A 24,288-nucleotide genomic window follows, 5' to 3' on the forward strand; every position below is an offset into this window, starting at 1 on the left:
CGCCGGAGTCCGGTCGGGCCGGCTTGGATCCGGCCGGGCCTGGCCGGCCGGGCCGGGTCAGCCGCGGACCGGTGGGCCGATCAGCTGGGCCTCGATCGGGGTCTGGGAGAGCACGGCCCAGCGGACCGCGCGCCGGTTGATCACGCCGACCATGTCGGCGCGGATCTGGGTCAGCCACTTCGCCGCCTCGCCCAGCCCCAGGGCCGCGCCCACGAGGGTCGCCTCCTCGGGGCGCAGCGGCTGGACGAGCAGCAGGTCGGCCCGGGACGCCGCGTCGGCGTCGGCCGGGCTGAAGTCGTCGCGGACCACCAGCGTGGCCTGCCAGCCGGCGCCCGGGCGGTTGTCGGCGCCCACCGGGCCGATGTCGACCACCACGAGCAGCGGGTGCAGGGCCGAGCCGGGCGGGATCTCCACGGCCCGGCCCGGCGGGATGACCGCGATCGCCTCACCGGGCACCGCCGCACCCCGGACGAACGGCTCCCAGGCCTGCGGCCGCGCTGTCTGCACGACCACCCGGGCGCCCAGGGCCATCGCCCGCAACGCCACCAGCTGGGCGCAGCGCACGCCGCCGACCAGCAGCACCCGGGTCTGCTCCGGCCGGAAAAGCCGGGCTATCACCGGCTCGCCCGTGCGGTTGCTGCCGATCATCAGGCCGGCGTTGCTGATCGGGAGCTGCAGGTCGTCGAGCAGGTCGGTGCGGGCCACGTCCGGGCTGGGCCGGCCGGGCAGCCCGGGGCTCGTCGGGATGCCCAGCGGCAGAGTGGCGGTCAGGCCGTCGAGGTGCTCGCCGTCCAGCCGGCGGGCGGTGGCGTGTTCGCCGGCGAGCAGCTTGCGCAGGGCCTGGGTGGCGAAGGAGAGGGCTGCGGTGTCGGGGGCGGCGAGCCGGACGGTCAGGTCGGTGGCTGTGTCCGTACCGGTGGCGGAGCGTGGGCCGACGCCCAGCGCGACCGTCGTCGCGGCCGCCGGCAGGGTCAGCAGCCGGGCCACCAGCCGGCGGGAGGTCTCGATGCGCAGGTCGGGCCAACGGCGCAGCCGGAACGTGGCCTGGGTCAGGCTGCCCACGCGCAGGCCGGGCCAGGTCTCCTGGGCCGCGCCGATGCCGTCGTCGTGGGCCAGCTCCGCGACGACCCGCAGGGCTGCGGCCTCGCCGAGCGGGCGGGCCGGCGTCGGGCCGAGCCGGCGCAGCAGCTTGCGCACCAGACCGGACAGGGCCCGCCGGAGGTCCTCCTCCGGCCAGCCCTCGGCGCGCAAGACGCGCACGGCCAGCAAGGCCCGGCTGTGGCCGAGCAGGCGGCCATCGGTGAGCTGACGGTACGAGTTCGCCGGTGTGCCGCCGCCGGCCCGCAGCGACGGGGCCGGCGCCCCCACCAGGATCAGCTGGAGGCGGCACGGCGGGTGCTCGGCGCCGGTGGGCGGCAGCAGACCCGCGGGGGACGGCAGGATCACCGTCTCCTCGGCGAGCAGGCCGTTCGGGTCGCCCAGCTCCAGCACCGCGGTCAGGCCGTAGCCGTCGACGATGACCGCGGCGGGGTCGCCGGCGAGCTCGGTCTGCTCGATCCGGGCGCCGGGCGCGACGAACTGGAGCAGGGCGGCCGGACCGTCCGCGGCCGGCGCGGTGTGCCGGCGGCCGGCGAAGCGCATCGCGGTGCCGAGCCACTCGAACGCCCAGCGCCCGCGCAGCCGCAGCCACGTGACGGCCAGCAGCACGATCGCCACGAACGCCGCGGCGGCCAGCGCGATCGGCCCGTTCAGGGCACCGACCAGTAAGGCGACGGCGGCCACCTGGGTGCTGACCCACTGACCGGTGCGAATACCGAACAATCGTCCATGTCGGACACGTTGGGTGCGTACCTTCGGCAGCCGCTCGCCCGCGCCGCTCAGCTCGGGGAAGTCCCGGCCACCCACCAGGTCTGCCGTCACCGTCGCGCCCGCCTCTCCCTGAATCGCTGCCTGAGCGGCCTCATCGTATGGCGCGCGCCGCGTACGCAGGGGGCGGCGTCGATATCCACAGGTTGTCCGACGGGGCTACCGCGGCTGCGTCCGGCCCGTTACCCTCAGCGACGGCAATGAATGAACGGCAGCTCAGGGACGCCCCCCACCACTGTGCGGGAGCGGTTAATCTGAGGGCCACGTCAGCGCACCCGGGCTCGTCCAGCAGGGCTCGTCCAACGGGGCTCCTCCATGCCGGACCCGGTGCGAGACAGACGATCAAGAAAGCGGGGTGACGTCCGGGGTGTCCGAGACGACGCAGGCAAATTCCGGGGACATGGCGAAGGTTGCCGGTGAGTTCGACCAGGTCAACCACGAGCTGACCAGGATGCTGAAGAAGCTCATGAACGAGCTTTCCGTGCTGCAGTCCGCGTGGGTCGGCAGCGGTGGCCGGGCGTTCGAGTCCGTGAAGAACCAGTACCAGCAGGACCTCGCGCAGCTCAACAAGGCGCTCGCGGACACCGCCGAGTCGATCAAGACCTCCGGTACCGGCTACGACACCTCCGACTCCTCGGCCGCCAGCCTGGTGACCAAGTCCGGTGGCGGCGGCGTCAGCCTTCCCCTCTAACTCCGACCTGGAAAGGAGCACGACATGAGTGACGGTCTGCTTCGCGTCAACTTCAGTTCCCTGGCTCAGGCCGGCGTCGACATCAACAAGGCTGTCAACGAGCTCGACACCAAGCTCAGCCACCTCGACTCCGTCGCGCGTCCGCTGGTGGACACGTGGGAGGGCAAGGCCCAGACGGCGTACCACCAGCGTCAGCTGAAGTGGACAAATGCCGCCACCGACCTCAAGAACATCCTCCGCGACATCCAGATGGCCGTCGAGCAGTCCGCGCAGGACTACGCGGCGACCGAGAGCAGCGCGGAGAAGCGCTTCCTCTGAGTCCCCGAGGCACCCATCTCGCGGCACGGCCGGGACAGCTCGTTCCGGCCGTTTCCGTGTCACCGGCCGGGTCGGCTACCCCGGGTCATCGGGCAGTATCGCTGCGCGACACAATCATGCTCTGACGGGCACCGATGACGCCGCTGGACACCTTCTCAGCTGTATGCGTACAGCCGCCCATTGTGATCGTGGCCTGACCTTGTAGGTTGTACGCGTTGAGATGGCCCGTTCGCCGCGAAGGGAGAGGTGGACGTGACCGAGTGGGAACCGGCTACGGACGCCGAGATCGCGATGCGCAACGCACTGCGCACCGACGACCAGGAGTCCTACTTCCGCATTCTCGCCGGTGTCGACCTGCTCCTTCCGGTCTCGGCCGACGCCCTCGCCGGCCTCGCCCCGCTCGGCTGGGGCACGTGGAGCACCGGCGGCCGTACGCACGTCCTCGCCTTCACCTCGCCGTCTGCGCTGCAGGCCTGCCTGGCTGATTACACCGGCTCGGCCCGCCGCGTCGCGTACGCGGAACTGGCCGACACCTGGCCCAACCTCGAATGGTGGCTGGCGGTCAACCCCGGCCTGCCCATCGAGGGATACCTGCCGGCCTGGTTCGTGGCCCAGCTCTCCCGGGGTGACCTGCGCCTGCCGACCCGCGGCCCGGGCCCGGCGGGCAGCAACGCCCCGAACCGCATCCAGGACCTGCACGCAGCCGCGACCCTGGCGGCGACGGCGGCGGCTCAGGGCTACGACGCCTCGGCCTATGCGGCTCCGGCGTCCGGCGGGCCGATCCAGGGCAGCCCGGCGGCTGCGTCCGCCCCTTCTTACAGTGCTCCGGGCTCTGACGCCCCCGGCTCCGGCGCCGCCTCCTACGGCGCTCCCGACTCGGGTGGCTCGGCTTACGGCGCTCCCGACTCGGGTGGCTCGGCCTACGGCGGTCCCGACTCGGGTGGCTCGGCTTATGGCGGTCCGGGCTCGGGCGGTCCGGCTTATGGCGGTCCGGGCTCGGGCGGTCCGGCTTACGGCGGTCCGGGCTCGGGCGGTCTGGGCTCGGGCGGTCCGGCTTACGGCGGATCGGGTCCGGGCGGATCGGGTCCGGGCGGATCGGGTCCGGGCGGATCGGGTCCGGGCGGATCGGGTCCGGGCGGATCGGGTGCCGGCGGGTCTGGTGCCGGCGGGTCTGGGTCGGTTGATCGCGGTTCCGGTGGTTCGGCCTATGGCGCTCCGGCGTCCGGTAGTTCGGGTCCTGGTGGTTCGGCTTATGGCAGTGCCGCCTCGGGTGGTCCTGCTTATGGCGGTTCGGGGTCCGGTGCCGCGGCCTCAGGTGGGGCTGTGGCCGGGCCGGCGGCGTCCGGGGGGTCGGCGGCTTCGACCGGTTCCGGGTATGCCGGTGGGACCACGCCTGGGAGCCGGTACTCCGACTCCGCCGCTGGGCAGCCGGCCGACGCCGGTTCCGGCGGACAGGTCGGTCCGGGTGGGCTGCCGCTGCGGACGCCGGGTGCCGTGCTGCCGAGTGGGCTTCCCTCCCGCGTGCCGGGCACTCCGGCCGGGCAGGACGGTGGCATTCCCGGCGGGCAGTTCAACGGCTTCGGCACGTCTGGTGGTGCTCGTCCGGCCCAGCCGGGTGGCTACGCCGACCAGCCCGCGGACTACGGCAATCAGTCCGGCTCGGGCGCGCAGCCACCTGGTGGCGCGCAGGGGCCCCGTTCGTTCGCGGGGGAGTCCGGCGGGCCTGCACCCCAGCCGGTGGCGCCGGGGCGGTCCGCAGGTGACGTGCCTGCTGCCTACCGGCCGCCGACCCTGCCCCCGAGTGACCCGGCACGTGCCGGCAGCTCGGGGGTGCCTGCGCGGTCTGCCTCCGCTCCCAGCGCGCTCGATGCCCTGGGCAGCCGGGGTGGCTCCCCAGGTTCCGGCAGCACACCCTCGGCTGCTTCGCCGCGGCCGGACTCGCGGCTGCCCACGCGTACCCCGATGGCTCAGACGCCGCCCCTGCCCGCTCACATCCCGCCGCCGCCGGACACCGACGACGAGACGCCGGGTCAGCCGGTCGAGGGTGGCGCCGGAGCGATCTCGGCCAAGCTCGCCGCGCGGGACGGGGCGATCTCCGCCAAGCTCGCCGGTCAGGCTGCCGCCAAGGAGGCCGGCTCCACGCCGGCCACCCCGGAGCGGGCTGAGCTAGGTGCCGACGACCAGAGCAAGGGCCCGGGTGGTCTGCCGCGTCGCCAGGTCACGCCGCCCGAGGAACGGCCTCCGTCCATGGCCGCGGCCGCCCAGGCGCTCGCGGGGAACCGCAACCCGGCGCAGACTACCCAGACGCCCTCGACCGGGCCGGCCACCGGGAATCAGCCGGGCGGTTCTGGCCAGTCGCAGGCCGGCCAGTCGCAGCCCGGGCTGGCTCCGCCGGTCATCCCCGGCGCGGGCGGCGCCGGCCGGTCCACGACCGTTCCGGCCGCAGCGGCACGCCCCACCATCCCGCCGGCATCAACCGACCAGCGGCCGGTAACGCCGGGATCGACCGATCAGCGGCCGGCCGGGCCGGGATCGACCGATCAGCGGTCCGCCAGGCCCGGATCTACGGACGAGCGGTCGGCCACGCCGGGGTCTGCGGATCAGCGGTCGGCCACGCCGGGGTCTGCGGATCAGCGGTCGGCCACGCCGGGCTCTACAGACCAGTGGGCGGCTTCGCCAGGATCAACGGATCAGCGGTCGGGTACACCGGGATCGACCGACCAGCGGTCGACCACGCCCGCACCCGCCGATCGACCCGGAAATGCCCCCACGCCGGACGAGGCACAGACCGGACAAGCGGAGACCGGACAGCCACAAACCTCGTCTGACAGCCGCAACACCTCCAGCCCTCAGCCGAGCACCGACCCGCAGTCGCCGGCCCCGACCGGCCCAGCCACGACCGACTCAGCCGTAACCGGCCGAGGCGCGACCGGCCGAGGCGCGACCGGCCCAGCCTCGACGGGCCCAGGCACGACGGGCCCAGGCAGGACCGGCCCGGCCGCATCAGGCCCGGCCGCATCAGGCCCGGCCGCATCAGGCCTGGCCGCCGCAACCTCGGGCATGACCGGCTCAGGCATGACCGGCGACACCAGCGAAGACTTCGAGGAAGACTTCGTCCCGGCGAACGAGGTCGAACGTGACCTCTACCGCGCCGTCGATGAGGTCAGCACCGATTCCTTCCTCTCCACCCTGTTGCTCGCCACTGTGCTCGTGCCGGTCGCGCCCAACTCGCGGCCCGGCAGCGCTCCCGGTGAGTCCGGTTTTGTGTTCCGGACCGAGGAGATCGACGGTGACCGGTTCCTGGTCGTCTTCACCAGCCGGGACCGGCTCGCCGAGCATTTCGCCGAGCCCACCCGCACGGTCGGGGTCCGGTTCGTCGATCTGATCCGTAACTGGCCCGACCCGGCCTGGTCGTTCGCGGTCAATCCGACCTCGCCGATCGGCGCCAGGTATCCCGGCCCGCAGGTCATCGCGCTGGCCAGCTGGGCCGTGGAGGCCGGGCTCGGCGGTGACCCGGTCGACGCGCCCGCCGAGTTGCCGCAGCGGCCGGCTGAGCCGACCGCGCAGCTCACCGTCATGCAGAAGGCTGTGCCGGCCGAACAGATCGACTACTACCTCGAGCGAGGGTACGACCGGGTCGCCGGGTTCGTGCACCGTGCCGGTGAGGTTGAGCATCTGCGGGCGCCGGGCGAGCTCTTCTCGGCGCTCGGGCTGGTCTACGACGGTTCGCCCTATCAGGCGGATGCCAAGGAGGCCTTTGTGCTCCGCTGGCCGGCGCACCGGCCCAGCCTCTACCGCATCCCGTACGGCGGCCAGAGCGAACAGGCATTGCGGGCCATGGACGGCTGGGTCATCGAGCGGCCACCGTTCCGGGGCAACGGTTTCGCCCCCGGTGAGGGCAAGGACGTCATCGCCGAGTTCAAGGTGGACAGTGTGCGGTTGCCGCACGGTGCGCAGTTGTGGCGGATCGCCGACGGCGCCGAGCAGCTGATCGCCGTCTTCGACTGTGACGCGCCGGTGTGGCGCCGGGTCGGTGAGCGGTGATGCGCGACGGCTACGTGGTCAACTGGCACGGCCGGGAGTACGACGCCGCGCCCGACGGGGAGAACGTGCGGGTCTATGCGCCCGAGCCCGCCGACGGTTTCACCGAGGTGCGGCCCGGTCGCTACGTACGGGTGCTCAAGCCGGGCGAGTTCGGTGAGCTCGTCTACATCCGCACGACGTGTTCGTGGCGGGGGGAGCCGTTCATCGTGCTCGCCGAGGCCGACAACTGGCTGCGCCTGGAATACACCGGTGGCCGGGCACCGGTCGCCCGTGAGCTGGGGCTGGAGGAGTTCGACTTCGGTGTCTACCAGGGCTGGGCGCCGGCGAACGAGGTCACCCAGCTCTACGAGCACCGCGTCTGACCAGCGTCACGCCTTCAGCCAGCGCAGGATCTCGCCGGTGACGAGATCCGGCGCTTCCTGGTGCAGGAAGTGGCCGGCGTCCGGGATCAGGCGCCACTCGTACGGCGCGATCACGTAGCGGCCCGAGCCCTGCGCCGTGCGGGGCAGCACCGCCGTGTCCAGCTCGCCGTGCATCTGCAGCGTCGGGGTGACCAGCGGCTGCTGCATCAGCTTGACGAACCGGTAGCCCTGCAACCGCAGCGCCGAACGGAACACCCACCTGTACGCCTCCAGCGCACAGAACGCCGCCTGCGGGATCTGCATGGCCTCCCGGCACCGCGCGACGTATTCCTCGAACGCGGCCGTCTGCGTCCACCTCGGACCGCTCCAGTGCTCGATCAGCTCGCCGACCAGCGCCGCGTCGTTCTTCGTCAGCACGTGCTCGTAGCGGGGGACCTGGAAGCGCAGGATCGACGCGCTCGCCGCCGCCTGGCCGCGGGGGTCGGCGAACAGCGCCGCGCGCAGCCGCAACGGGTGGGCCGCGCCGAGCACCACGAGCCGGCTGACCATCTTGGGGTGGAAGGCCGCCGCGGCCCAGCCGATCATGCCGCCGGCGCCCGCCCCGACGATCATCGCGGAGCGTTCGCCGAGGGCCCGGATCAGGCCGGTCACGTCGGCGGCCATCGTGTAGCCGTCGTAGCCGCGCGGGGGCTTGTCGCTGGCGCCGTAGCCGCGCAGGTCGATCGCGACCGCCCGGAAGCCCGCGTCGGCGAGCCGGGTCAGCACGTCGTGCCACGCCCACCAGAACTCGGGGAAGCCGTGCAGCAGCAGGACGAGCGGTCCGGTGCCCGCCTCGACCACGTGGAAGCGGCTGCCGTTGGCGCCGACGAAACGGTGGGTCCAGGGACCCTCCGTCAGTACGCACGCCTCGTCCACCTGGGCACTCATGCGAACCAGCGTACGGGCCTAGGGAAAGTGCTGGATGGCACCCATGCTCACCGGGATGCCCGCGCCACAGTCGATGCGCAGTTTGGCCGGGGTGAGCTCGGCCTTGATGTGGTCGCCCTGGGCCAGCTTGGCGCCCTTGTCCGAGTACATCGCGTAGGCGACGCCGTCGAAGGTGACCAGACCGTAGCAGGGGCCGGTGCCGCCGCGGGTGATGGTGCCCTCGATCCAGCCGGGTGAGCGGACGATGTCCGTCGGCGTCTTGGGGATGCCGGCCGGCTTGGAGGGCGCCGGGCCGTTGGGCACCGAGTTGTACGGGCCGCTGGGCGAGACGGCGGGCTCGCTGGGCGGCGTGACCGTCGATGCCGAGGCGCTGGGGGTGACCGGCACGGAGGTGCCCGGTGCCACGGGAGACCCGGCTGAACAGGCCGTCAGGCTCGTGAGGACCAGGAACGTTGCTGTGGCCGTACGGGAAAACGAGATCATGACCCACCTCCGTGAGTGAGACCCGGGCCCGGTCCTGCGGGTTCCCGTGGGGGTGAGAAAAGGGCGACGCCCGGGGTCTCGGCCCCGGGCGTCGCTGTGCTGCGGTGGATCAGGAGAACTTGACCTTGAGCGAGGTGCCGCTCTGCTCGACGACCTTGATCTTGACGCCCACGGCCGGCAGCTTGACGCCGGCCCACGGGATCTCGTCGTAGAAGTACTTCTTGGTGTCGTCGAAGGTCGGCTGGGCCGCCTGGCCCCGCACGTAGCTCGCCTTGTCGTTGACGTGCAGCGTGAACGAGTCGGCCTTGGTCGTGCCGAACGGCGCATCGTAGAGCTGGATGCGCGCCCGCCAGGGCTGGCCCTCGAGGTTGTAGAACGGCGCCGGGTGGCTGTCCACGATCAGGTTGCGGCCCTGACCGGGGTGCTGGTTGACGTTGTTGTCGGCGAACGACGTGTCGTTGTACGAGATCAGCAGACCCTGCTGGTACGCGAAGTGCTCGGCCCAGTCCGGCTTGCTGGTCGGCCAGCCGAAGTTGTACGGGCCGGTCTTCAGGTACTTGTCGTACGACGTGTACGTGCGGTTGCCGGCGATGTAGAAGTTGTCGTACTCGGCGGTGATCGAGTCACCCTCGACGCTGAAGCCGGCAGCGGTCCAGGCCGGGGTGCCCTCGGCACCGTCGGTGGAGACCGCGGCACCGTTCACCGTGATGGTGAGGTCGTCGCCGAAGAAGCCGCCCGCGGACAGACCACCGTCGGTGATGTAGTGCAGGCGGACCTGCACCGTCTTACCGGCGTACGCGGTCAGCGGGATGCTGATGTTCTTCCACTCGCCACCGCTGTCGCCACCCAGAGCCGGACGCGGCGGCACAGCGCCGTCGACGCCCAGCGGGGCACCGTCGACCGTGCCGTTGAGCGCGGTCCACGCCTTGCCGTCGGTGGAGGCCTCGAAGTAGAGGTAGTCGTAACCCTCTTCGATGTTGTAGCGGCCCTTGAGGTCGAACGACGCCGAGGTGGCCCCGGTGAGGTCGACCGACTTGGTCAGCGTGGTGTTGAGGTTGTCGTCGTTGCCGGAGAAGTACTGCTTCTCGCCGGCGAACGGCGCACCGAGGTCGGTGGTGACCTCCTTGTCGGGCAGGACCACGACGGCGGCCTGCGCCTTGGTGCTGTTGTACTCCTGCGGGCCGAGCTCGAGGGTCCGCTTCTGACCCGCGACCAGGGTCTCGTAGTCCAGCCAGCCGAGCTGCAGCTTCTGCCAGGCACCGAGGTCACCCGGGCGCGTGCCGAGGGGCTCGCCGGCGCCGGAGAGACGGCTCTGAGCCATGAGGGTCCAGAACTCGCTGTTGTTGTTCGTGCCACCGGAGGTGTCGTAGTCGTCCGGCAGGCCGAGGTCGTGGCCGTACTCGTGAGCGAAGACGCTCAGGCCGCCGTTCTCGGGCTGGACGGTGTAGTCACCGATCCAGACGCCGGTGTTGCCGATCTGCGTGCCACCCGCCTTGTTGGTGGCGGGGCCGGTGATCCCGGCCGAGGTGTTGTACGCGTACCAGCGGTGCGCCCAGATGGCGTCCTCACCCTGCTGCGGGTCACCGTCGGACTGGTCGCCGCCGGCGTGGACGATCTGGAAGTGGTCGATGTAGCCGTCCGACTCGTTGAAGTCGCCGTCACCGTCGAAGTCGTACCGGTCCCACTGGTCGTAGGCCTTCATGTCGGCGGCGATCTGCGCATCCGTGCGGCCGGCGGCCTTCTGGTCGGCGACCCACTTGTTGGCGGCGTCGGTGACGAGCGCCCACATGTTGGTGTCGGTGCAGACGCCGTTGACGTCGCAGTCGCGACCGTAGCGGGCCTCGTTGTAGTTGACCTTGACCCAGTCGGAGACCTGGCCGTCGACGCTGTAGCGGCCGGACGACTGGGTCTCGTAGTAGGTCTTCAGCGACTCGACGCCCTTGCCCTTACCGAAGTACAGCTCCTGGTAGTGGGCCCGGTTGTAGTCGGGCTGCCACACCGTGGTGTTGTCCTTGGTGCGATCGGGCGAGGGGATCTTGTTGTGCAGCGGACCCTCGAACGTGGTCGGGCCCGGGGTGAGCGGGTCGCTGTCGACGTCCGGATAGTTCGGGTGCCGGTCGTTGCCGAACTCCGCCAGGATCACGAAAATCTTGTCGGTCCGCTCGTTGTTGAGCTCGACGTACTGGTCCTGGCCGGCGCTGGCGACGCGGCGGTTGGTCTCGCCGCCACCGCGCGTCTTGCCGACCTTGGCCACGGTGCTGCCGCCACGCTGCTGCGTCTTGACCGTGCCCTTGAGGATGCCGTTGATGGCCTCCTGGCGCAGCTCGCGGCGCTTGTCCTCGAACGGGTTGGGCAGCTCGTCCACGGGAGCCTTCTTGCTGGCCGTCGCCGGGGCCGGGTCCACCGGAGGGGCCGCCATCGCCGCGGCCGGGAGCATGATCCCGGCGCTGCTGACCATTGCGGCACCGAGTAGTCCCACGACTACTTTGCGCACGTACTACCTCCGTTGACGTGACCGATCGCTGGGTGCAGCTGATCGGCGGAAAACGGCCCCGTGATTCGGGGCTCAGGTGAACGTATGCAAACAGTCAGATGTATGGAAGTGCTGGAGCCAAAAGAAAGGGAATCTTTATGCGGGCGCGCTCAGCCGACCGGCGTCAAGGTCTTGACCTCGACCAGAGTGCCGGCCCCGCAGGCGATATCCAGCATCGACGCGCTGACGTCGGCCTTTATCCGAATGCCGATGGTCAATGCCCGGCCCTTGGCTTCATAGAGGGCATATTGGACGCCGTCGTCGGTGACGAGGCCGTAGCACGGTCCGGAGCCGCCGCGGTTGACCGTGCCGACGATGAGCTCGGTGGCCTTGATGTTGTCGGTCGGCTCGCTCGGCGGGGCGGTGGGCCGGGTCAGGGTCGGCAGGGGGGACACGGTCCGCTCGGCCCGCGGGGGAGCGGCGGTGGGCTCGTGGCCGGCGGCGCACCCGGACAGCACGGTCATGGCGGCGGCGAGCACGAAGAACCCGGTTCTGGTCACGGCTCCTTGGACGTGCCGGCAATCTTCGCGGTTCCCCGGAACGGGACGGCGCCCGGGGAGTGGACTCCCCGGGCGCCGCTCGTGCTGCTGACGATCAGCTGAACTTGACCTTCATGGACGTACCGTTGACGTCGACGACCTTGATCTTGACGCCGACGGCGGGGAGCTTGACGCCGTGGTTCGGCAGCTCGTCGTAGAAGTACTTCTTGGTGTCGTCGAACAGCGGCTGCGCGGCCTGGCCCCGGATGTAGCTGGGCTTGCCGTTGATGTGCAGCGTGAACGAGTCCGCCTTCTTCAGGCTGAACGGCGCGTCGTACACCTGGATGCGGGCCCGCCAGGGCAGCCCCTCGAGGTTGTAGAACGGCGCCGGGCGGCTGTCGACGTACAGGTTGCGGCCGGTGCCCGGGTGGACGTTGGTGTTGTTGTCGACCTGCGAGGTGTCCCAGTAGGAGATGAGCAGACCCTCCTGGTACGAGTAGTGGTCGACCTTGTCCGGCAGGGCCGGGAGGTAGCCGAAGAAGTACGGGCCGGTCTTCAGGTACTTGTCGTACGACACGTAGCTGCGGTGGCCGGCGATGTAGAAGTTGTCGAACTCCTCGACCGAGGCGGCGCCGACGATCGAGAAGCCGTTCAGGGTCCAGGTGGTGGCACCCTCGGCGCCGTCGGCCAGCACGGTCGCGCCGTCCGCGGTGATGGTGACGTCGTCACCGAAGAAGCCGCCCTCGGAGACACCGCCGTCCGTCAGGTAGTGCAGGCGGAAGTCGACCTTCTTGCCCGCGTACGCGTTCAGCGGCACCGCGATGTCGACCCACGCGCCGGCGGTGCTGCCGGTCAGCGACGGGGTCCCGCTGGCGTCCGTCGGGAAGGCGGCGCCGTTGACCGTGCCGTTGAGCCGGGTCCAGGTGGTGCCGTTGTCCGTCGAGGCCTCGAAGTAGAGGTAGTCGTAGTCCACCTCGATGTCGTAACGGCCCTTGAGCGTGACCCCCGCCGTGGTCTTGCCGGTGAGGTCGATGGTCTTGCTCATCGAGGTGTTCAGGTCGTCGGCGTTGCCGGAGAAGAACTGACCATCACCCGCGAACGGCGCACCGAGATCGGTGGAGACCTCCTTGTCCGGGAGCACCACCACGGCGGCCTGGGCCTTCTCGGAGTTGTACTCCTCAGGACCCATGTTCAGGGTCTTGGACTGGCCGGCCACGATCGTCTCGTAGTCGAGCCAGCCGAGCTGCAGCTTGTTCCAGGCACCGAGGTCGCCCGGGCGGGTACCGATGCCCTCGTCCTCCTTGGCGCTGAGCCGGCTCTGGGCCATCAGGGTCCAGTGCTCGTTGTTGTTGTCGCCGAGGCCGGAGGTGTCGTAGTCGTCCGGCAGGCCCAGGTCGTGGGTGTACTCGTGCGCGAAGACGGACAGACCGCCGTTCTCCGGCTGGATCGTGTAGTCGCCGATCCAGATGCCCGTGGTGCCGATCTGGGTGCCGCCGAGCAGGTTGCCGGCCGGGCCGGTGCGGCCCTGGTCGGTGCCGAACGCATACCAGCGGTGGCTCCAGATGGCGTCCTCACCCTGGTTCGGGTCACCGTCGGCCTGGTCGCCGCCGGAGTGGACGATCTGGAAGTGGTCGATGTAGCCGTCCGACTCGTTGAAGTTGCCGTCACCGTCGAAGTCGTAGCGGTCGTACTGGTCGAACGACTTCATGTCGGCGGCGATCGCGGCGTCGCTGCGGCCGGCGGCCTGCTGGTCGGCGACCCACTTGTTGGCGGCGTCGCGGACCAGGGCCCAGGTGTTGTTGCAGACATTGCTCGCGCAGACAGCCGGGTCGTCGCCGTTGGCGTCGGTCGGGTTGTCGTTCGAGCGGCCGTAGCGGGCCTCGTTGAACGGGACCTTCACCCAGTCGGTGACCTCGCCGTCGACGCTGTACCGGCCGGAGGACTGGCTCTCGAAGTAGGTCTTGACCGACTCCGTGCCCGCGCCCTCACCGAAGTACAGGTTGCGGTAGAAGTCGGCCGAGTAGTCCGCCTGCCACACCGTCGAGTTGTCCACGGCGCGGTTCGGCTGGGGAATCTCGTTGTGCAGCGGTCCGTCGAAGCGCGCCGGGCCGGGCACGGTGGGCGCCATGTCCTTGTCCGGGTAGCTGGGGCTGCGCTCGTTGCCGAACTCGGTCAGGATCACGAAGATCCGGTCGGTCCGCTCGCGGCTGATCTCGACGTACTGGTCCTGACCCGTCTTGGCGACGGCCCGGTTGCTGGTGCCGGAGCCCTGCGTCCGACCGACCTTGACGACCGAGCTGCCGTTCTTGGTCACGGCCTTGGCCTTGCCGCTGACCACGTCGGCGACCGCCTGCTCGCGCAGCGCGCGGCGCTTGTCCTCGAGGGGGTTGGGCAGATCGTCGACAGGTGCTGAGTTGGCATCGGCCTTAGCGACCGGCGCTGGATCCACTGGCGGGGCGGCGTTGGCACCGGCGGGGAGCATGACCCCGACGCTGGTGACCATCGCGGCGCCGAGTAGTCCCACGACCACCTTGCGCACTACGTGTACCTCCGTTGACGTGACCGAGCGCTGGGGTTGCAGCGGACGGCGGTAAACCGGCCTCGGATTCGAGGCTCACGTGAACGTATGCAAACACACCTATGTCTTGGAAGAGCCCGGAGATATTGATGAGCGATGGTTACGCATTATGGTTTTTCCATCATGCAAGTACCGGCATATACCCGAAAGTGGACTGTGCCCATGAAACGGCGGCAGACCTGCACGATCGCAGGGCTGCCGCCGTTTATCGATAACTGTCTCAGTCTTCGGACTTACCGGCCTGCATGCCGGAGGAGATCAGATCCATCACCGCGGAGTCCTGCAACGTCGTGACGTCACCCAGCGAACGGTTCTCCGCGACGTCCTTGAGCAGGCGCCGCATGATTTTGCCGGACCGCGTCTTGGGCAACTCGGCCACCAGCATGATCTGGCGCGGCTTGGCGATCGGGCCGAGCTTCTTGGCGACGTGGTTGCGCAGATCCTGGATGAGCTTCTCGCCGGCATCGCCCGAAGTGTCCACATTGCCGCGTGGAATGGTGAAAGCCACAATAGCCTGGCCGGTGGTCGGGTCGGTTGCGCCGACCACCGCGGCCTCGGCCACCGACGGGTGCGACACCAGGGCCGACTCCACCTCGGTGGTCGAGATGTTGTGCCCGGAGATCAGCATGACGTCGTCGACCCGGCCGAGCAGCCAGAGCGCGCCGTCGTCGTCCTTCTTGGCCCCGTCGCCGGCGAAGTAGATCCACTCGTCGCCGACGCCCGCGCCCTTGCCGAAGCGCGACCAGTACGTGTCCTTGAAACGCTGCTCGTCACCCCAGATGCCGCGCAGCATCGACGGCCACGGCTCACGCAGCACCAGGAAGCCGCCACCGCCGTTGGGCACCGACTCGGCCTCGTCGTTGACCACGTCGGCGGAGATGCCCGGCAGCGGGGTCATCGCCGAGCCGGGCTTCGAGGCGGTCACGCCGGGCAGCGGCGAGATCATCATCGCGCCGGTCTCGGTCTGCCACCACGTGTCCACAATGGGGGCGTTGTCGTGGCCGACGTGCTCGCGGTACCACATCCAGGCCTCGGGGTTGATCGGCTCACCGACGCTGCCCAGGATGCGCAGCGACGACAGGTCGTACTTGGCCGGGATGTCGTCGCCCCACTTCATCATGGTGCGGATGAGGGTGGGTGCGGTGTAGAGCAGGCTCACCTTGTACTTGTCGACGATCTCCCAGAACCGGCCGCGGTGCGGGGTGTCCGGGGTGCCCTCGTACATGACCTGGGTGGCGCCGTTCGACAGTGGACCGTAGACGATGTACGAGTGGCCGGTCACCCAGCCGATGTCGGCCGTGCACCAGTAGACGTCGGTCTCCGGCTTGACGTCGAAGACCGCGTGGTGCGTGTACGACACCTGGGTCAGGTAACCGCCGGTGGTGTGCAGGATGCCCTTGGGCTTCCCGGTCGTACCCGAGGTGTAGAGGATGAAGAGCGGGTGCTCGGCGTCGAACGGCTGCGCCTCGTGCTGGGCACTGGCCTGCTCGACGGTCTCGTGCCACCACAGGTCCTTGTCACCCCACGTGACGTCCTCGCCGGTGCGGCGTACGACCAGCACGTGCTCGATGCTCGGGCACTGCGCGACGGCCTCGTCCACGGTCGGCTTGAGCGCCGAGGGCTTGCCCCGCCGGTAGCCGCCGTCGGCCGTGATGACCAGCTTGCAGTCGGCGTCCTGGATGCGGGTGGCGAGCGCGTCGACGGAGAAGCCGCCGAAGACCACGCTGTGCAGCGCGCCGATCCGGGCGCAGGCCAGCATCGCGACCGCGGCCTCCGGGATCATCGGCAGGTAGATCGCCACCCGGTCACCGGCCGTCACGCCCAGCTCGGTCAGCGTGTTCGCCGCCTGGCTGACGCTGCGGAGCAGGTCCGCGTAGGTGATGGTGCGGGTGTCGCCGGGCTCGCCCTCCCAGTGGATGGCCACCTTGTCGCCGTGGCCGGCCTCGACGTGGCGGTCCACGCAGTTGTAGGCGATGTTGAGCTCACCGCCGACGAACCACTTGGCGAACGGCGCGTTCGACCAGTCCAGCACCTGGTCCCAGGGCTTGGCCCAGTGCAGCCGCCGGGCCTGCTGCTCCCAGAACGCTTCCCGGTTGTCGTCGGCCTCCTGGTACGCCGCGGCCTTGACGTTGGCGGCGGCGGCAAGCTCGGCCGGCGGCGGGAACGTCCGCGTCTCCGAGTACAGGTTCTCCAGTGTCTCGCTCATGAGGGCGGCTCCTCTGCCATGACCGGTCGCTTCGTGTGAACACTAGTTCTGCCGGGGTGGCCCGGCGAGAGTTGCAAGCTGTAGTGCCCTGTGGCCGCGCCGAATGGCAATCCGCGCGCGCCGATCGGGCACGAGATGATCGGTACTGCGCGAATCTTGCCACTTACGAGCCACTTCGCGCACCCCAGGTTTCCGGGCTTTTTCCGGCTACGGTTGGCCCGTGACTGCTGATCCACTGGCCCCGCTGCTCGCGCTGGCCGACGTCGAGCCCGCGTTCACCGCCGCGCGCGAGCGCGTCGACACCGCGATGCGGCATCGCGCGTTGCGCCGCAACGGCGGCCAGGTGGCCGCCGAGGTGAGCCTGCGGGCCGCGGTGGCGAGTGCGGCCCTGGAGGAGCACCGGTACGACCTCGAGGAGGTACGCGCCGGCACGGTCACCGACCCGGTGGTCCAAGGTGCCCTGCGGGTCGCCGAAGCGCTGGGCGGACTCGTCGACCTGTGGCCCCGCGCCCCGCGCCAGGTGCTCGCCCGGCTGCACGTGCTGGCGGCCCGCGGTGTCGTCCCGGAGTCCGTGCTGGGCCGGCTCGAATCGGGCGCCGAGCGCATCGACGCGCTGGCCGGGCTCGTGGCCGGCAACGACCGCACCCCGCCACTGCTGCTCGCGGCCGTCGTGCACGCCGAGCTGCTGACCCTCAAGCCGTTCGCGGGTCCGGCCGGCATCGTCGCCCGCGCGGCGGCCCGGCTCACCCTCATCGGCCGCGGCTTCGACCCCCGCGGCCTGGTCGGCGTGGAGGCCGGGCACCTGGCGCGCGAGCCGGAGTACGTGGGCGCGGCGGGGGCCTACGCCACCGGCACCCCCGACGGCGTGCGGTCCTGGCTGCGGCACTACGCGGCAGCGGTGTCCGCGGGAGCCGACGAGATCGCGCAGATCGGTGACACCGTGCTGAGCCCTTCGGGTACGTAGCTCGTCGCCCGGTTGGCTGCCATCTGCGTCGATGTCCGGAACACCCTCTTTCTCCCGGGCCCGGTTGGCATACTCGGCCGGGTGGGAGACGAGTGGAAACGTCCGTACACCCCGGGCTCGGGCCGCTGGCTGGTGATCGGCTGGGAAGCCATCGCGCTGGCCCTGCTCGGCTGGAGCACAGTCGAGCAGTTCGGGCTGGCCGGCGCCGGGGTCCGCATCGTGGCCACGGTGATCACGACGGTCTGGGTGGTCGGCGGCTGGCGGATCCGCGAGATGGGCGTCTACGTCGGCCCGGCCGGCCTGCGCGTCCGCGGCCTGCTGCGCTCCCGCACGATGCGGTGGGAGGAGATTGCCCACGTCCGGCTGCACCGGCACACCCACAAGCTCGGCCGCTGGGAGATCGAGGCCGGCATGACCGTGCTGATCGAGCGCCGCGACGGGACGATGGTGAACACCGAACTGTGGGCCCAGGGGATGGACTTCCACTCCCGGCCGCACGTCTTCCGCGCGGTCTACCGCGAGCTGCGGGAGCGGCACCTGGCCGCGGTCGCCCCGGCCTGAGCCGGACATGAGGACGGCGCCTCACAGGTGAGGCGCCGTCGCTTCGCACGTCCTACCGGGCTATCAAGCGTGCACCTGGGTCGTTGTCGGCAGTCCTGATGAGGTGCCGCCGCAACGTGCCTGCCGTGGCTGATCGCGCGTGGGTTCCCGGTGGCCGTACACGGTGCCCGTTAAGGGATCCGCTCCTTCTTTCTACGCCCGGCCGCCCTTGATCGCCAGAGTTTCGGCAGCTTAAAGCCACCCGGAGGGATTAGTCAGACCCATCGGAGGGGGCTCAGGCGAGGGCGGCGCGGGTGCGGCGGTGGCGGCCGTAGATGGCTATTCCGATCGCCACCCCGACCCCCACGCCGAGCGCGGCCGCGGCGACCGGCACGGCCGGGCGTTCCCGCAGCCTGCGACCCAGCGGTACGGGGTGCCGGAACTCCAGCACCGGCCACGACCGCTCCAGCGCGACCCGGCGCAGCGTGCGGTCCGGGTTCACCGTGCTGGGATGGCCGACCGCCTCCAGCAGCGGCAGATCACTGCTCGAGTCCGAGTACGCGTAACACTCCGCCAGGTCGTACCCGCGCTCCTCGGCCAGCTCGCGGACGCCGTCGACCTTGCGCGCGCCGGCCGCGTAGAACTCGACCTCGCCGCTGAACCGGCCGTCGACGATGCCCATCCGGGTGGCGATCACGTCGGTCACCCCGAGCAGCGCCCCGATCGGCCGGACCATCTCGTCGCCCGAGGCCGACACCAGCACCACGTCCCGGCCGGCAGCCTGGTGCTCGCCGATCAGGATGGCCGCTTCCGCGTACACGTACGGGTTGATCAGCTCTTCCAGGGTCTCCGCCACGATCTGCTGGACCTGCTCGACCTTCCAGCCCTTGCACAGCGCGGCGAGATAGTCGCGGGTGCGGGCCATGGTCTGCTCGTCCGTGCCGCCCAGCCGGAACATCAGCTGGGCGTAGGCGGATTTGACCACGTCGCGGCGGCTGATCAGCCCATCGCGGTAGAACGGCCGTCCGAAGGCCAGCGCGCTGGACTTGGCGATGACGGTCTTATCTAGGTCGAAGAAGGCGGCACTCGGGCCCACGGGCCGAAAGTGTAGTCGGTCACCGTGGGTACTCGACGGTGGCGGAGTCCTGAGGCATGCTTGTGGTGCGACTGTGATTCATGTTGTCTGTGTGCAACAGGTGGGAATCAGCGAAGTCGCACACACTCTTCCCGCACACAGATTCTCGGTGATTGCGCCCCCCGCGGTCACCGGGTCCGATTCGGCTCGACCCCCCCGGAGCCGAATCCCAGGACGGCCCCCGACTCCCCCGTCGGGGGTCGTTCCCTTCTGCGGGCCCAGCTCAGAACCGCTGCTCAGGCCCCGGCTGCGCTGACGGACTTGTCCTGCTCGGCACGTCCGTCCGCCTCGGTCATGCCGAAGAGGTCGCACAGGCCGGTGACGGTGAGCACCTGGCGGAAGCTCGGGCTGGGATTCGTCACGACGAACCGGGCGTTGTGCTCGGTGGCGGCCCGGTAACCCTCGATGAGCGCGCCGAGGCCGGTCGAGTCGATGAAGGTGGCCGCGCGCAGGTCGACCCGCAGCTCCGGCGGGGACCACTCGGCGACGGCGTCCCGCAGAGCCTGGGCGACCTCGTCGGCGTTGGTGAAGTCGATCTCGCCCAGCACGGCGACGCAGGCCGCCCCGTCATCGGTGAGCAAGCTCTCGGTCGGGTGCTCCATGCCAACTCCATCGGTCCGGGTCGGCCCAACTTACCCAACCCCGCGGGCGTTCATTCCCCTCACGTATCGGCTGGGCGACCGCCGAAGTAACCCCCGATCGCCGCCCGATAACAGATCACTTCCCGGTCGGCGGCGTCGTCCACACCCACGGGGTTGTCCACAGGCCGGGGCCGGGCCGGTTGAAGGGCGCCGGGCCTCAGCGCGACGGTGAGCGCCCAACAGCCCGCCGTACCCGTGGAGCCACGATGCCAGCCCGCACTCCCGTCCGTACCGGACCGCGCCTGCCGCTCGTCGTGACGGCCGACCCGGACCTCCTCGACGACCTGCTGCGCCTGGCCGCGGCCGGCGGTACTGAGGTCGACGTGGCGCCCGACCCGGTGGCGGCCCGTCCCCGCTTCGCGGCAGCCCCGCTGGTGGTGATCGGGGCCGACCAGGCCGCGGCCTGCCTGCGGGCGCGGCTCCCACGCCGCCCCCGCATGGTCATCGTCGGGCACACCCCGGCGATCGAGGCGGCCTGGGAAGTCGCCGGGGACCTCGGCGCCGAGCACGTGGCCGCGCTGCCCACGGCCGAGCCGTGGCTCGTCGACCGCTTCGCCGAACGCATAGAACCGGCCTTGCCGGGCCGGGTGCTCGCCGTGATCGGGGGCAGGGGTGGCGCGGGAGCGAGCATCCTTGCGGGCGCTCTGGCGGTGACAGCCACCAGCAGCGGTCACCGCACGCTGCTGGTCGACGCCGACCCGGTGGGCGGCGGCCTCGACCTGGTCCTGGGCTGGGAGGGGATGGACGGCCTGCGCTGGCCGGCCCTGGCCGCCACGGGCGGCCGGGTGAACCCGCCGGCGCTGCTCAAGGCCCTGCCGCACCGAGGTGACCTGGTGCTGCTGTCGTTCGCCCGCGACGAGGTGCTGCCGGTGCCGGCCGAAGCGATGGCGGCGACCCTGGACGCGGCCCGCCGCGGCCGCGACGTGATCATCGCGGACCTGCCCCGCCGGCTCGACGACGCGGCGACGCTGGCCCTGGCGGCGGCCGACCAGACGATCATGATCGTGCCGGCCGAGCTGCGGGCGACAGCGGCGGCATCCCGGATCGCGGCGATGGTGAAGATGCACTGCGACAACCTCGCGGTCGTGGTCCGCGGCCCGGCGCCCGGAAAGCTGAAAGCGCGAGAGGTGGCGAGGTCGATCGGGCTGCCGCTGGCCGGATCGCTGCGCCCGGAAGCAGCGATCTGCCAGGCGCTGGAGAAGGGGGACGCCCCGGCCGTCGACGGTCGTGGGCCGCTGGCGGAGCTGTGCAAACGGCTGATCCGGCAACTGGTCCAGGAAGAGCGCGCGGAGGTGGCCGCGTGAGCGTCACCGTCGGCCGGCACGCTGCCGGCAAGTTCTACCCCGAAGTCGCAGAACGGGTACGGCGACAGTTCGCCGCTGACGGCGTGGAGGCCACACCGGCGGCCGTCGTGTCGGCGGTGCGCGCCGAGCCGGGTGCTGCCGTGCTGGGAGACACCGCGGTGCTGCGGCTGGCTGACCGGGTGCACGACCAACTCGTGGGCGCCGGGCCGCTGGCGCCGCTGCTGGCCGACCCCACGGTCACGGACGTGCTGGTCAACGGCGTGCAGGTGTGGGTGGACCGGGGTGCGGGGCTGCAGCGTGCGGCCGTTGCGCTGGGGGACGCCGACGATGTGCGGAGGCTGGCCCAGCGGCTGGCGGCTGCCTGCGGGCGGCGGCTGGACGACGGTCAGCCGTACGCCGACGCGCGGCTCGCGGACGGGACCCGCCTGCACGCTGTGCTCCCGCCGGTGGCGACGAGTGGGCCGTACCTGTCGCTGCGGACGTTCCGGCAGCGGCCGTTCAGCCTGGGCGACCTGGTCGAGCACGGCACTGTTCCGCCGGCGCTGGCTCCGCTGCTTGCTGCGGTGGTGGCGGCTCGGCTGGCGTACCTGGTCACCGGGGGAACGGGGTCGGGGAAGACGACACTGCTGGGGACGTTGCTGGGGCTCGTACCGCATACCGAGCGGATCGTGCTGGTGGAGGACGCCGCCGAGTTGCGGCCGGTGCATCCGCACGTGGTGGCTTTGCAGGCGCGTACCGCCAATGTCGAGGGTGCCGGGGCGGTGGGGCTCACTGACTTGGTGCGGCAGGCGCTGCGGATGCGGCCGGACCGGCTGGTGGTCGGCGAGTGCCGGGGCGCGGAGATCGTCGACCTGCTGGGCGCGCTGAACACGGGGCACGACGGTGGGGCGGGCACGCTGCACGCGAATGCGCCTGGTGACGTACCGGCCCGGCTGGAGGCGCTGGGCATGCTCGGCGGTCTGCCACGGGCGGCGCTGCATGCGCAGGTGTTGGCGGCGCTTCAGGTGGTTTTGCAGGTACGGCGTACCGACCGGGGCCGGGTCCTCGAGTCCGTCGGAGTGCTGCTGGCGGCGGGGGAGCAGCGGCTCGTGACTGTCGTACCGGCCTGGCAGCTGGGGCGCGGCGCGGGGCCGGGCGCCGAGACTCTGGCCCGCCACCTGACCGACCGGGGCGTCGCGGTCCCACCGATCCTCCAAAGAGCAAAGCCGTGAGCGGGGTGGCTTGGGTGCTCGCCGCCGGGCTGCTGGCCGGGGCCGCCGCTGTTGCAGCCTGGCCGGCGGGGGCGGTGCTGCGGCGGCTCAACGGGCGACGGCAGGGCGTCAGCGCCGTGAGTTTTCGCCGACTGTGGTCCCAGGTGCAGGCGCTGGCCGACGGATCACCGCGACGGGCGGTCGGCATCGCGGTCGCGGCGGGTGCGGTGGCGGGCACGACCGTGGGCGGGCCGGTGGCTGGGCTGGTGCTCGCGGTCTACGGGGCGCTGGGGGCTCGGGCTGCTGTCCGCCGCGCTGCCCGCCGCCGGGGTGTCGCTGCGCGGTTCCGCAGCCTCGACGGGTTGAACGCGCTGGCCGCCGACCTGCGTGCCGGCTTGGCGGTAGGGGCAATGCCTCTCGCCGCCTCACCGGCGAGCTCCCGCGACTCCGATCATCGGTTGGCCGAGTTGACCGCTGCGGTGTTGCGGCTGGCCGAGCGGACCGGTGCGCCCGCTGCTGATCTCGTCGAGCGGATCGAGGCTGACGCCCGGGCCGGTGACCGTTCGCGGGCCACGGCGGCTGCGCAGGCGGCCGGCGCCCAGGCCACGGCGTTGCTGCTGGCTGGGTTGCCGGTCGGGGGGATCGCGCTCGGCTACGGGATCGGGGTCGACCCGCTGGAAGTCCTGCTGGGGACGCCAATGGGAGCGGCGTGCGCGATAGGCGCGGTCCTCCTGCAATGCGCCGGCCTCCTCTGGGCCGACCGGCTTTCAAACGGACCGACGCGATGACAACCGAGCCGATGTGCGGCGCTGCCGCGTTTCTCCGACCAGGCGGACCGACTCAAGTGCCCTTCAAACCCTGCTGCGCCGCCGCGATCCTGCACGCCGCACGAGCGCTCGAATCATCCCCTCCGCCCTGTCCACGGGCTGAGCTGATGGGCGCCACCGCAGCGCTCTTCGCGCTGACGGCCGTCCGCGAGGTGATCCCGTGATCATCGTCCTCGGCATGATCGGGCTGGCGGGGCTTCTCGGCTTGTCGTTCGCCCAGCGGTGGGCGGTCCGGCGGCGACTACTCCGACTGGGCAGGTCGCCCGGCGACTCGCCCGGCCGCAGCCCGCGCTTCCTGATCGACGTCGCTGCCGGACTCGCGGTGGTCGGGCTGGTCGGGCACTGGTGGGCAGTGCCGTTCGGGATCGCCACCGGTGTCGGGGTGGATCAGTTCCTCCGGCGCCGCGAACCCGCTGACGTGCGCGCAGCTCGCCAGCGAGCCGTCGAGGACCTGCCCCTTGGCGCCGACCTCCTAGCCGCAGTCCTGCGGGCCGGAGCCCCCGTCGACCGGGCGGTCTCCGCCGTCGCGGACGCCCTCGGCGGCCCGCTCGGGGAGCGGCTCGACCGAGTAGGCCGGTCACTGCGCCTGGGCGCCGAACCACCGGAAGCATGGGCGCACCTGGCCGGTGTGCCCGGCGCAGACCGGCTCGTCGCGGCAGCCGTCCGGTCCAGCGCCAGCGGCGGCGCGCTGGCCGGCGCGCTGACCCGGCTCGCCGATGACCTGCGCGGGGACCGGTCAGTGGCGGTCGAGGCGGCGGCCCACCGCGCCGGAGTTCTCATCGTGCTGCCACTCGGGCTGTGCTTTCTGCCCGCCTTCGTGCTCGCCGGCCTCGTACCGGTGGTCGCCGCCGTCCTGAGCGACGTCCTGTGAGAGCCCACCGCAAGCTCGCCGGCCTAGTTGCCGGTGCTGGTCGCCGTCCGCGGCGACGTCCCGCGAGAACCCACCACAAGAAGGAGATCCACGTGCACAGACTGTTCCTCCGCCTGGCCGGCCTGCGAGGCGACGACGGCATGAACACCGCCGAATACGCGGTCGGCACCCTCGCCGCCGTCGCGTTCGCCGGCATTCTGCTCAAGGTTCTCAGCAGCCCGGCCGTGCAGGCGTCGCTGACCGGCGTGATCAACGACGCCCTGAAGTGAGTGGGCGCCGGTGGCCCGGTCGTCTGCGGGCGTTCGGGACGGACAGGGGTGCGTTCACCG

20 protein-coding genes and 1 pseudogene are annotated in these 24,288 nt (G+C 71.1%); 12 read left to right on the forward strand and 9 right to left on the reverse strand.

The annotated features are described in order from the left end of the window. Positions 1-57: 57 nt before the first annotated feature. Complete coding sequence (gene eccE, locus ACQP2Y_RS01785) at positions 58-1,920, reverse strand: type VII secretion protein EccE (RefSeq protein ID WP_433723951.1); 1,863 nt, start codon at positions 1,918-1,920, stop codon at positions 58-60. A 346-nt stretch (positions 1,921-2,266) separates the two neighbouring features. Between eccE and ACQP2Y_RS01790 the strand changes: the two genes are divergently transcribed. From ACQP2Y_RS01790 to ACQP2Y_RS01810, 5 genes and pseudogenes are all read left to right on the forward strand, one after another. Next, positions 2,267-2,557, forward strand: coding sequence for a WXG100 family type VII secretion target (locus ACQP2Y_RS01790; RefSeq protein WP_433723953.1), 291 nt, complete (start codon positions 2,267-2,269; stop codon positions 2,555-2,557). Between the two features lie 24 nt (positions 2,558-2,581). After that, positions 2,582-2,875, forward strand: a complete 294-nt coding sequence (locus ACQP2Y_RS01795) for a WXG100 family type VII secretion target (RefSeq protein WP_360821557.1) — start codon at positions 2,582-2,584, stop codon at positions 2,873-2,875. Between the two features lie 252 nt (positions 2,876-3,127). Next, positions 3,128-3,588: pseudogene (locus ACQP2Y_RS01800) on the forward strand (SseB family protein); the annotation flags it as partial. A 2,347-nt stretch (positions 3,589-5,935) separates the two neighbouring features. Beyond that, positions 5,936-6,919 (forward strand): SseB family protein, encoded by a 984-nt coding sequence (locus ACQP2Y_RS01805; RefSeq protein WP_433723955.1) that lies wholly within the window; start codon positions 5,936-5,938, stop codon positions 6,917-6,919. Beyond that, complete coding sequence (locus ACQP2Y_RS01810) at positions 6,916-7,281, forward strand: hypothetical protein (RefSeq protein WP_360550925.1); 366 nt, start codon at positions 6,916-6,918, stop codon at positions 7,279-7,281. Before ACQP2Y_RS01805 ends, ACQP2Y_RS01810 begins: the two co-directional genes overlap by 4 nt. Positions 7,282-7,287: 6 nt before the next feature. Here the strand turns inward: ACQP2Y_RS01810 and ACQP2Y_RS01815 are convergent, their stop codons facing one another. The 6 genes from ACQP2Y_RS01815 to acs all read right to left on the reverse strand — a co-directional run bounded on the left by ACQP2Y_RS01815 (position 7,288) and on the right by acs (position 16,487). Then, a complete protein-coding gene (locus tag ACQP2Y_RS01815) occupies positions 7,288-8,208 on the reverse strand; it encodes an alpha/beta fold hydrolase (protein ID WP_433723958.1) in 921 nt (306 codons plus the stop codon). An 18-nt stretch (positions 8,209-8,226) separates the two neighbouring features. After that, the gene (locus ACQP2Y_RS01820) at positions 8,227-8,691 is read right to left on the reverse strand and encodes a hypothetical protein (protein WP_433723960.1); all 465 of its coding nucleotides are present in this window, start codon (positions 8,689-8,691) and stop codon (positions 8,227-8,229) included. 109 nt (positions 8,692-8,800) lie between these two features. Next, positions 8,801-11,170 carry an immune inhibitor A domain-containing protein gene (locus ACQP2Y_RS01825; protein WP_433731689.1) on the reverse strand — a complete coding sequence of 790 codons (2,370 nt, stop codon included), beginning with the start codon at positions 11,168-11,170 and terminating at the stop codon, positions 8,801-8,803. 164 nt (positions 11,171-11,334) lie between these two features. Then, complete coding sequence (locus tag ACQP2Y_RS01830) at positions 11,335-11,724, reverse strand: hypothetical protein (protein WP_433723962.1); 390 nt, start codon at positions 11,722-11,724, stop codon at positions 11,335-11,337. A 94-nt stretch (positions 11,725-11,818) separates the two neighbouring features. After that, positions 11,819-14,227, reverse strand: coding sequence for an immune inhibitor A domain-containing protein (locus ACQP2Y_RS01835; RefSeq protein WP_433731691.1), 2,409 nt, complete (start codon positions 14,225-14,227; stop codon positions 11,819-11,821). Between the two features lie 274 nt (positions 14,228-14,501). Beyond that, a complete protein-coding gene (gene acs / locus ACQP2Y_RS01840; protein ID WP_433723964.1) occupies positions 14,502-16,487 on the reverse strand; it encodes an acetate--CoA ligase in 1,986 nt (661 codons plus the stop codon). A 220-nt stretch (positions 16,488-16,707) separates the two neighbouring features. Here acs and ACQP2Y_RS01845 point away from each other — a divergent pair, with 220 nt between their 5' ends. Beyond that, positions 16,708-17,451 (forward strand): oxidoreductase, encoded by a 744-nt coding sequence (locus ACQP2Y_RS01845; protein WP_433723966.1) that lies wholly within the window; start codon positions 16,708-16,710, stop codon positions 17,449-17,451. Positions 17,452-17,532: 81 nt separating this feature from the next. After that, complete coding sequence (locus tag ACQP2Y_RS01850; protein ID WP_433723968.1) at positions 17,533-18,012, forward strand: PH domain-containing protein; 480 nt, start codon at positions 17,533-17,535, stop codon at positions 18,010-18,012. A gap of 274 nt (positions 18,013-18,286) precedes the next feature. Here ACQP2Y_RS01850 and ACQP2Y_RS01855 read toward each other — a convergent pair whose 3' ends face one another. Next, complete coding sequence (locus ACQP2Y_RS01855; protein ID WP_360550941.1) at positions 18,287-19,087, reverse strand: HAD family hydrolase; 801 nt, start codon at positions 19,085-19,087, stop codon at positions 18,287-18,289. Between the two features lie 275 nt (positions 19,088-19,362). Beyond that, positions 19,363-19,728: an STAS domain-containing protein gene (locus ACQP2Y_RS01860; protein WP_433723970.1), complete on the reverse strand. Its 366-nt coding sequence runs from the start codon at positions 19,726-19,728 to the stop codon at positions 19,363-19,365. A 245-nt stretch (positions 19,729-19,973) separates the two neighbouring features. Between ACQP2Y_RS01860 and ssd the strand changes: the two genes are divergently transcribed. The 5 genes from ssd (at position 19,974) to ACQP2Y_RS01885 (ending at position 24,228) form a co-directional block, all read left to right on the forward strand. Beyond that, positions 19,974-21,071: a septum site-determining protein Ssd gene (gene ssd / locus ACQP2Y_RS01865; protein WP_433723972.1), complete on the forward strand. Its 1,098-nt coding sequence runs from the start codon at positions 19,974-19,976 to the stop codon at positions 21,069-21,071. Next, positions 21,068-22,282, forward strand: coding sequence for a TadA family conjugal transfer-associated ATPase (locus tag ACQP2Y_RS01870; protein ID WP_433723974.1), 1,215 nt, complete (start codon positions 21,068-21,070; stop codon positions 22,280-22,282). Before ssd ends, ACQP2Y_RS01870 begins: the two co-directional genes overlap by 4 nt. Next, positions 22,279-23,049, forward strand: a complete 771-nt coding sequence (locus ACQP2Y_RS01875; protein WP_433723977.1) for a type II secretion system F family protein — start codon at positions 22,279-22,281, stop codon at positions 23,047-23,049. The genes ACQP2Y_RS01870 and ACQP2Y_RS01875 overlap by 4 nt, the downstream gene beginning before the upstream one ends. A 199-nt stretch (positions 23,050-23,248) precedes the next feature. Then, positions 23,249-23,959, forward strand: a complete 711-nt coding sequence (locus ACQP2Y_RS01880; RefSeq protein WP_433723979.1) for a type II secretion system F family protein — start codon at positions 23,249-23,251, stop codon at positions 23,957-23,959. Between the two features lie 86 nt (positions 23,960-24,045). Continuing rightward, on the forward strand, positions 24,046-24,228 hold the full coding sequence (locus ACQP2Y_RS01885; RefSeq protein WP_433731693.1) for a DUF4244 domain-containing protein: 183 nt from the start codon (positions 24,046-24,048) through the stop codon (positions 24,226-24,228). Positions 24,229-24,288 lie beyond the last annotated feature (60 nt).

Source organism: Actinoplanes sp. CA-051413, assembly GCF_050955795.1.
In the GTDB taxonomy this organism is placed as follows: domain Bacteria; phylum Actinomycetota; class Actinomycetes; order Mycobacteriales; family Micromonosporaceae; genus Actinoplanes.

Excerpts from the sequence above, each read along its gene's own strand:
- ACQP2Y_RS01790 (WP_433723953.1), top strand. The coding sequence starts at position 2,267 with ATGGCGAAGGTTGCCGGTGAGTTCGACCAGGTCAACCACGAGCTGACC.
- ACQP2Y_RS01795 (WP_360821557.1), top strand. The coding sequence starts at position 2,582 with ATGAGTGACGGTCTGCTTCGCGTCAACTTCAGTTCCCTGGCTCAGGCC.
- ACQP2Y_RS01805 (WP_433723955.1), top strand. The coding sequence starts at position 5,936 with ATGACCGGCTCAGGCATGACCGGCGACACCAGCGAAGACTTCGAGGAA.
- ACQP2Y_RS01815 (WP_433723958.1), bottom strand. The coding sequence starts at position 8,208 with ATGAGTGCCCAGGTGGACGAGGCGTGCGTACTGACGGAGGGTCCCTGG.
- ACQP2Y_RS01820 (WP_433723960.1), bottom strand. The coding sequence starts at position 8,691 with ATGATCTCGTTTTCCCGTACGGCCACAGCAACGTTCCTGGTCCTCACG.
- acs (WP_433723964.1), bottom strand. The coding sequence starts at position 16,487 with ATGAGCGAGACACTGGAGAACCTGTACTCGGAGACGCGGACGTTCCCG.
- ACQP2Y_RS01860 (WP_433723970.1), bottom strand. The coding sequence starts at position 19,728 with ATGGAGCACCCGACCGAGAGCTTGCTCACCGATGACGGGGCGGCCTGC.
- ssd (WP_433723972.1), top strand. The coding sequence starts at position 19,974 with ATGCCAGCCCGCACTCCCGTCCGTACCGGACCGCGCCTGCCGCTCGTC.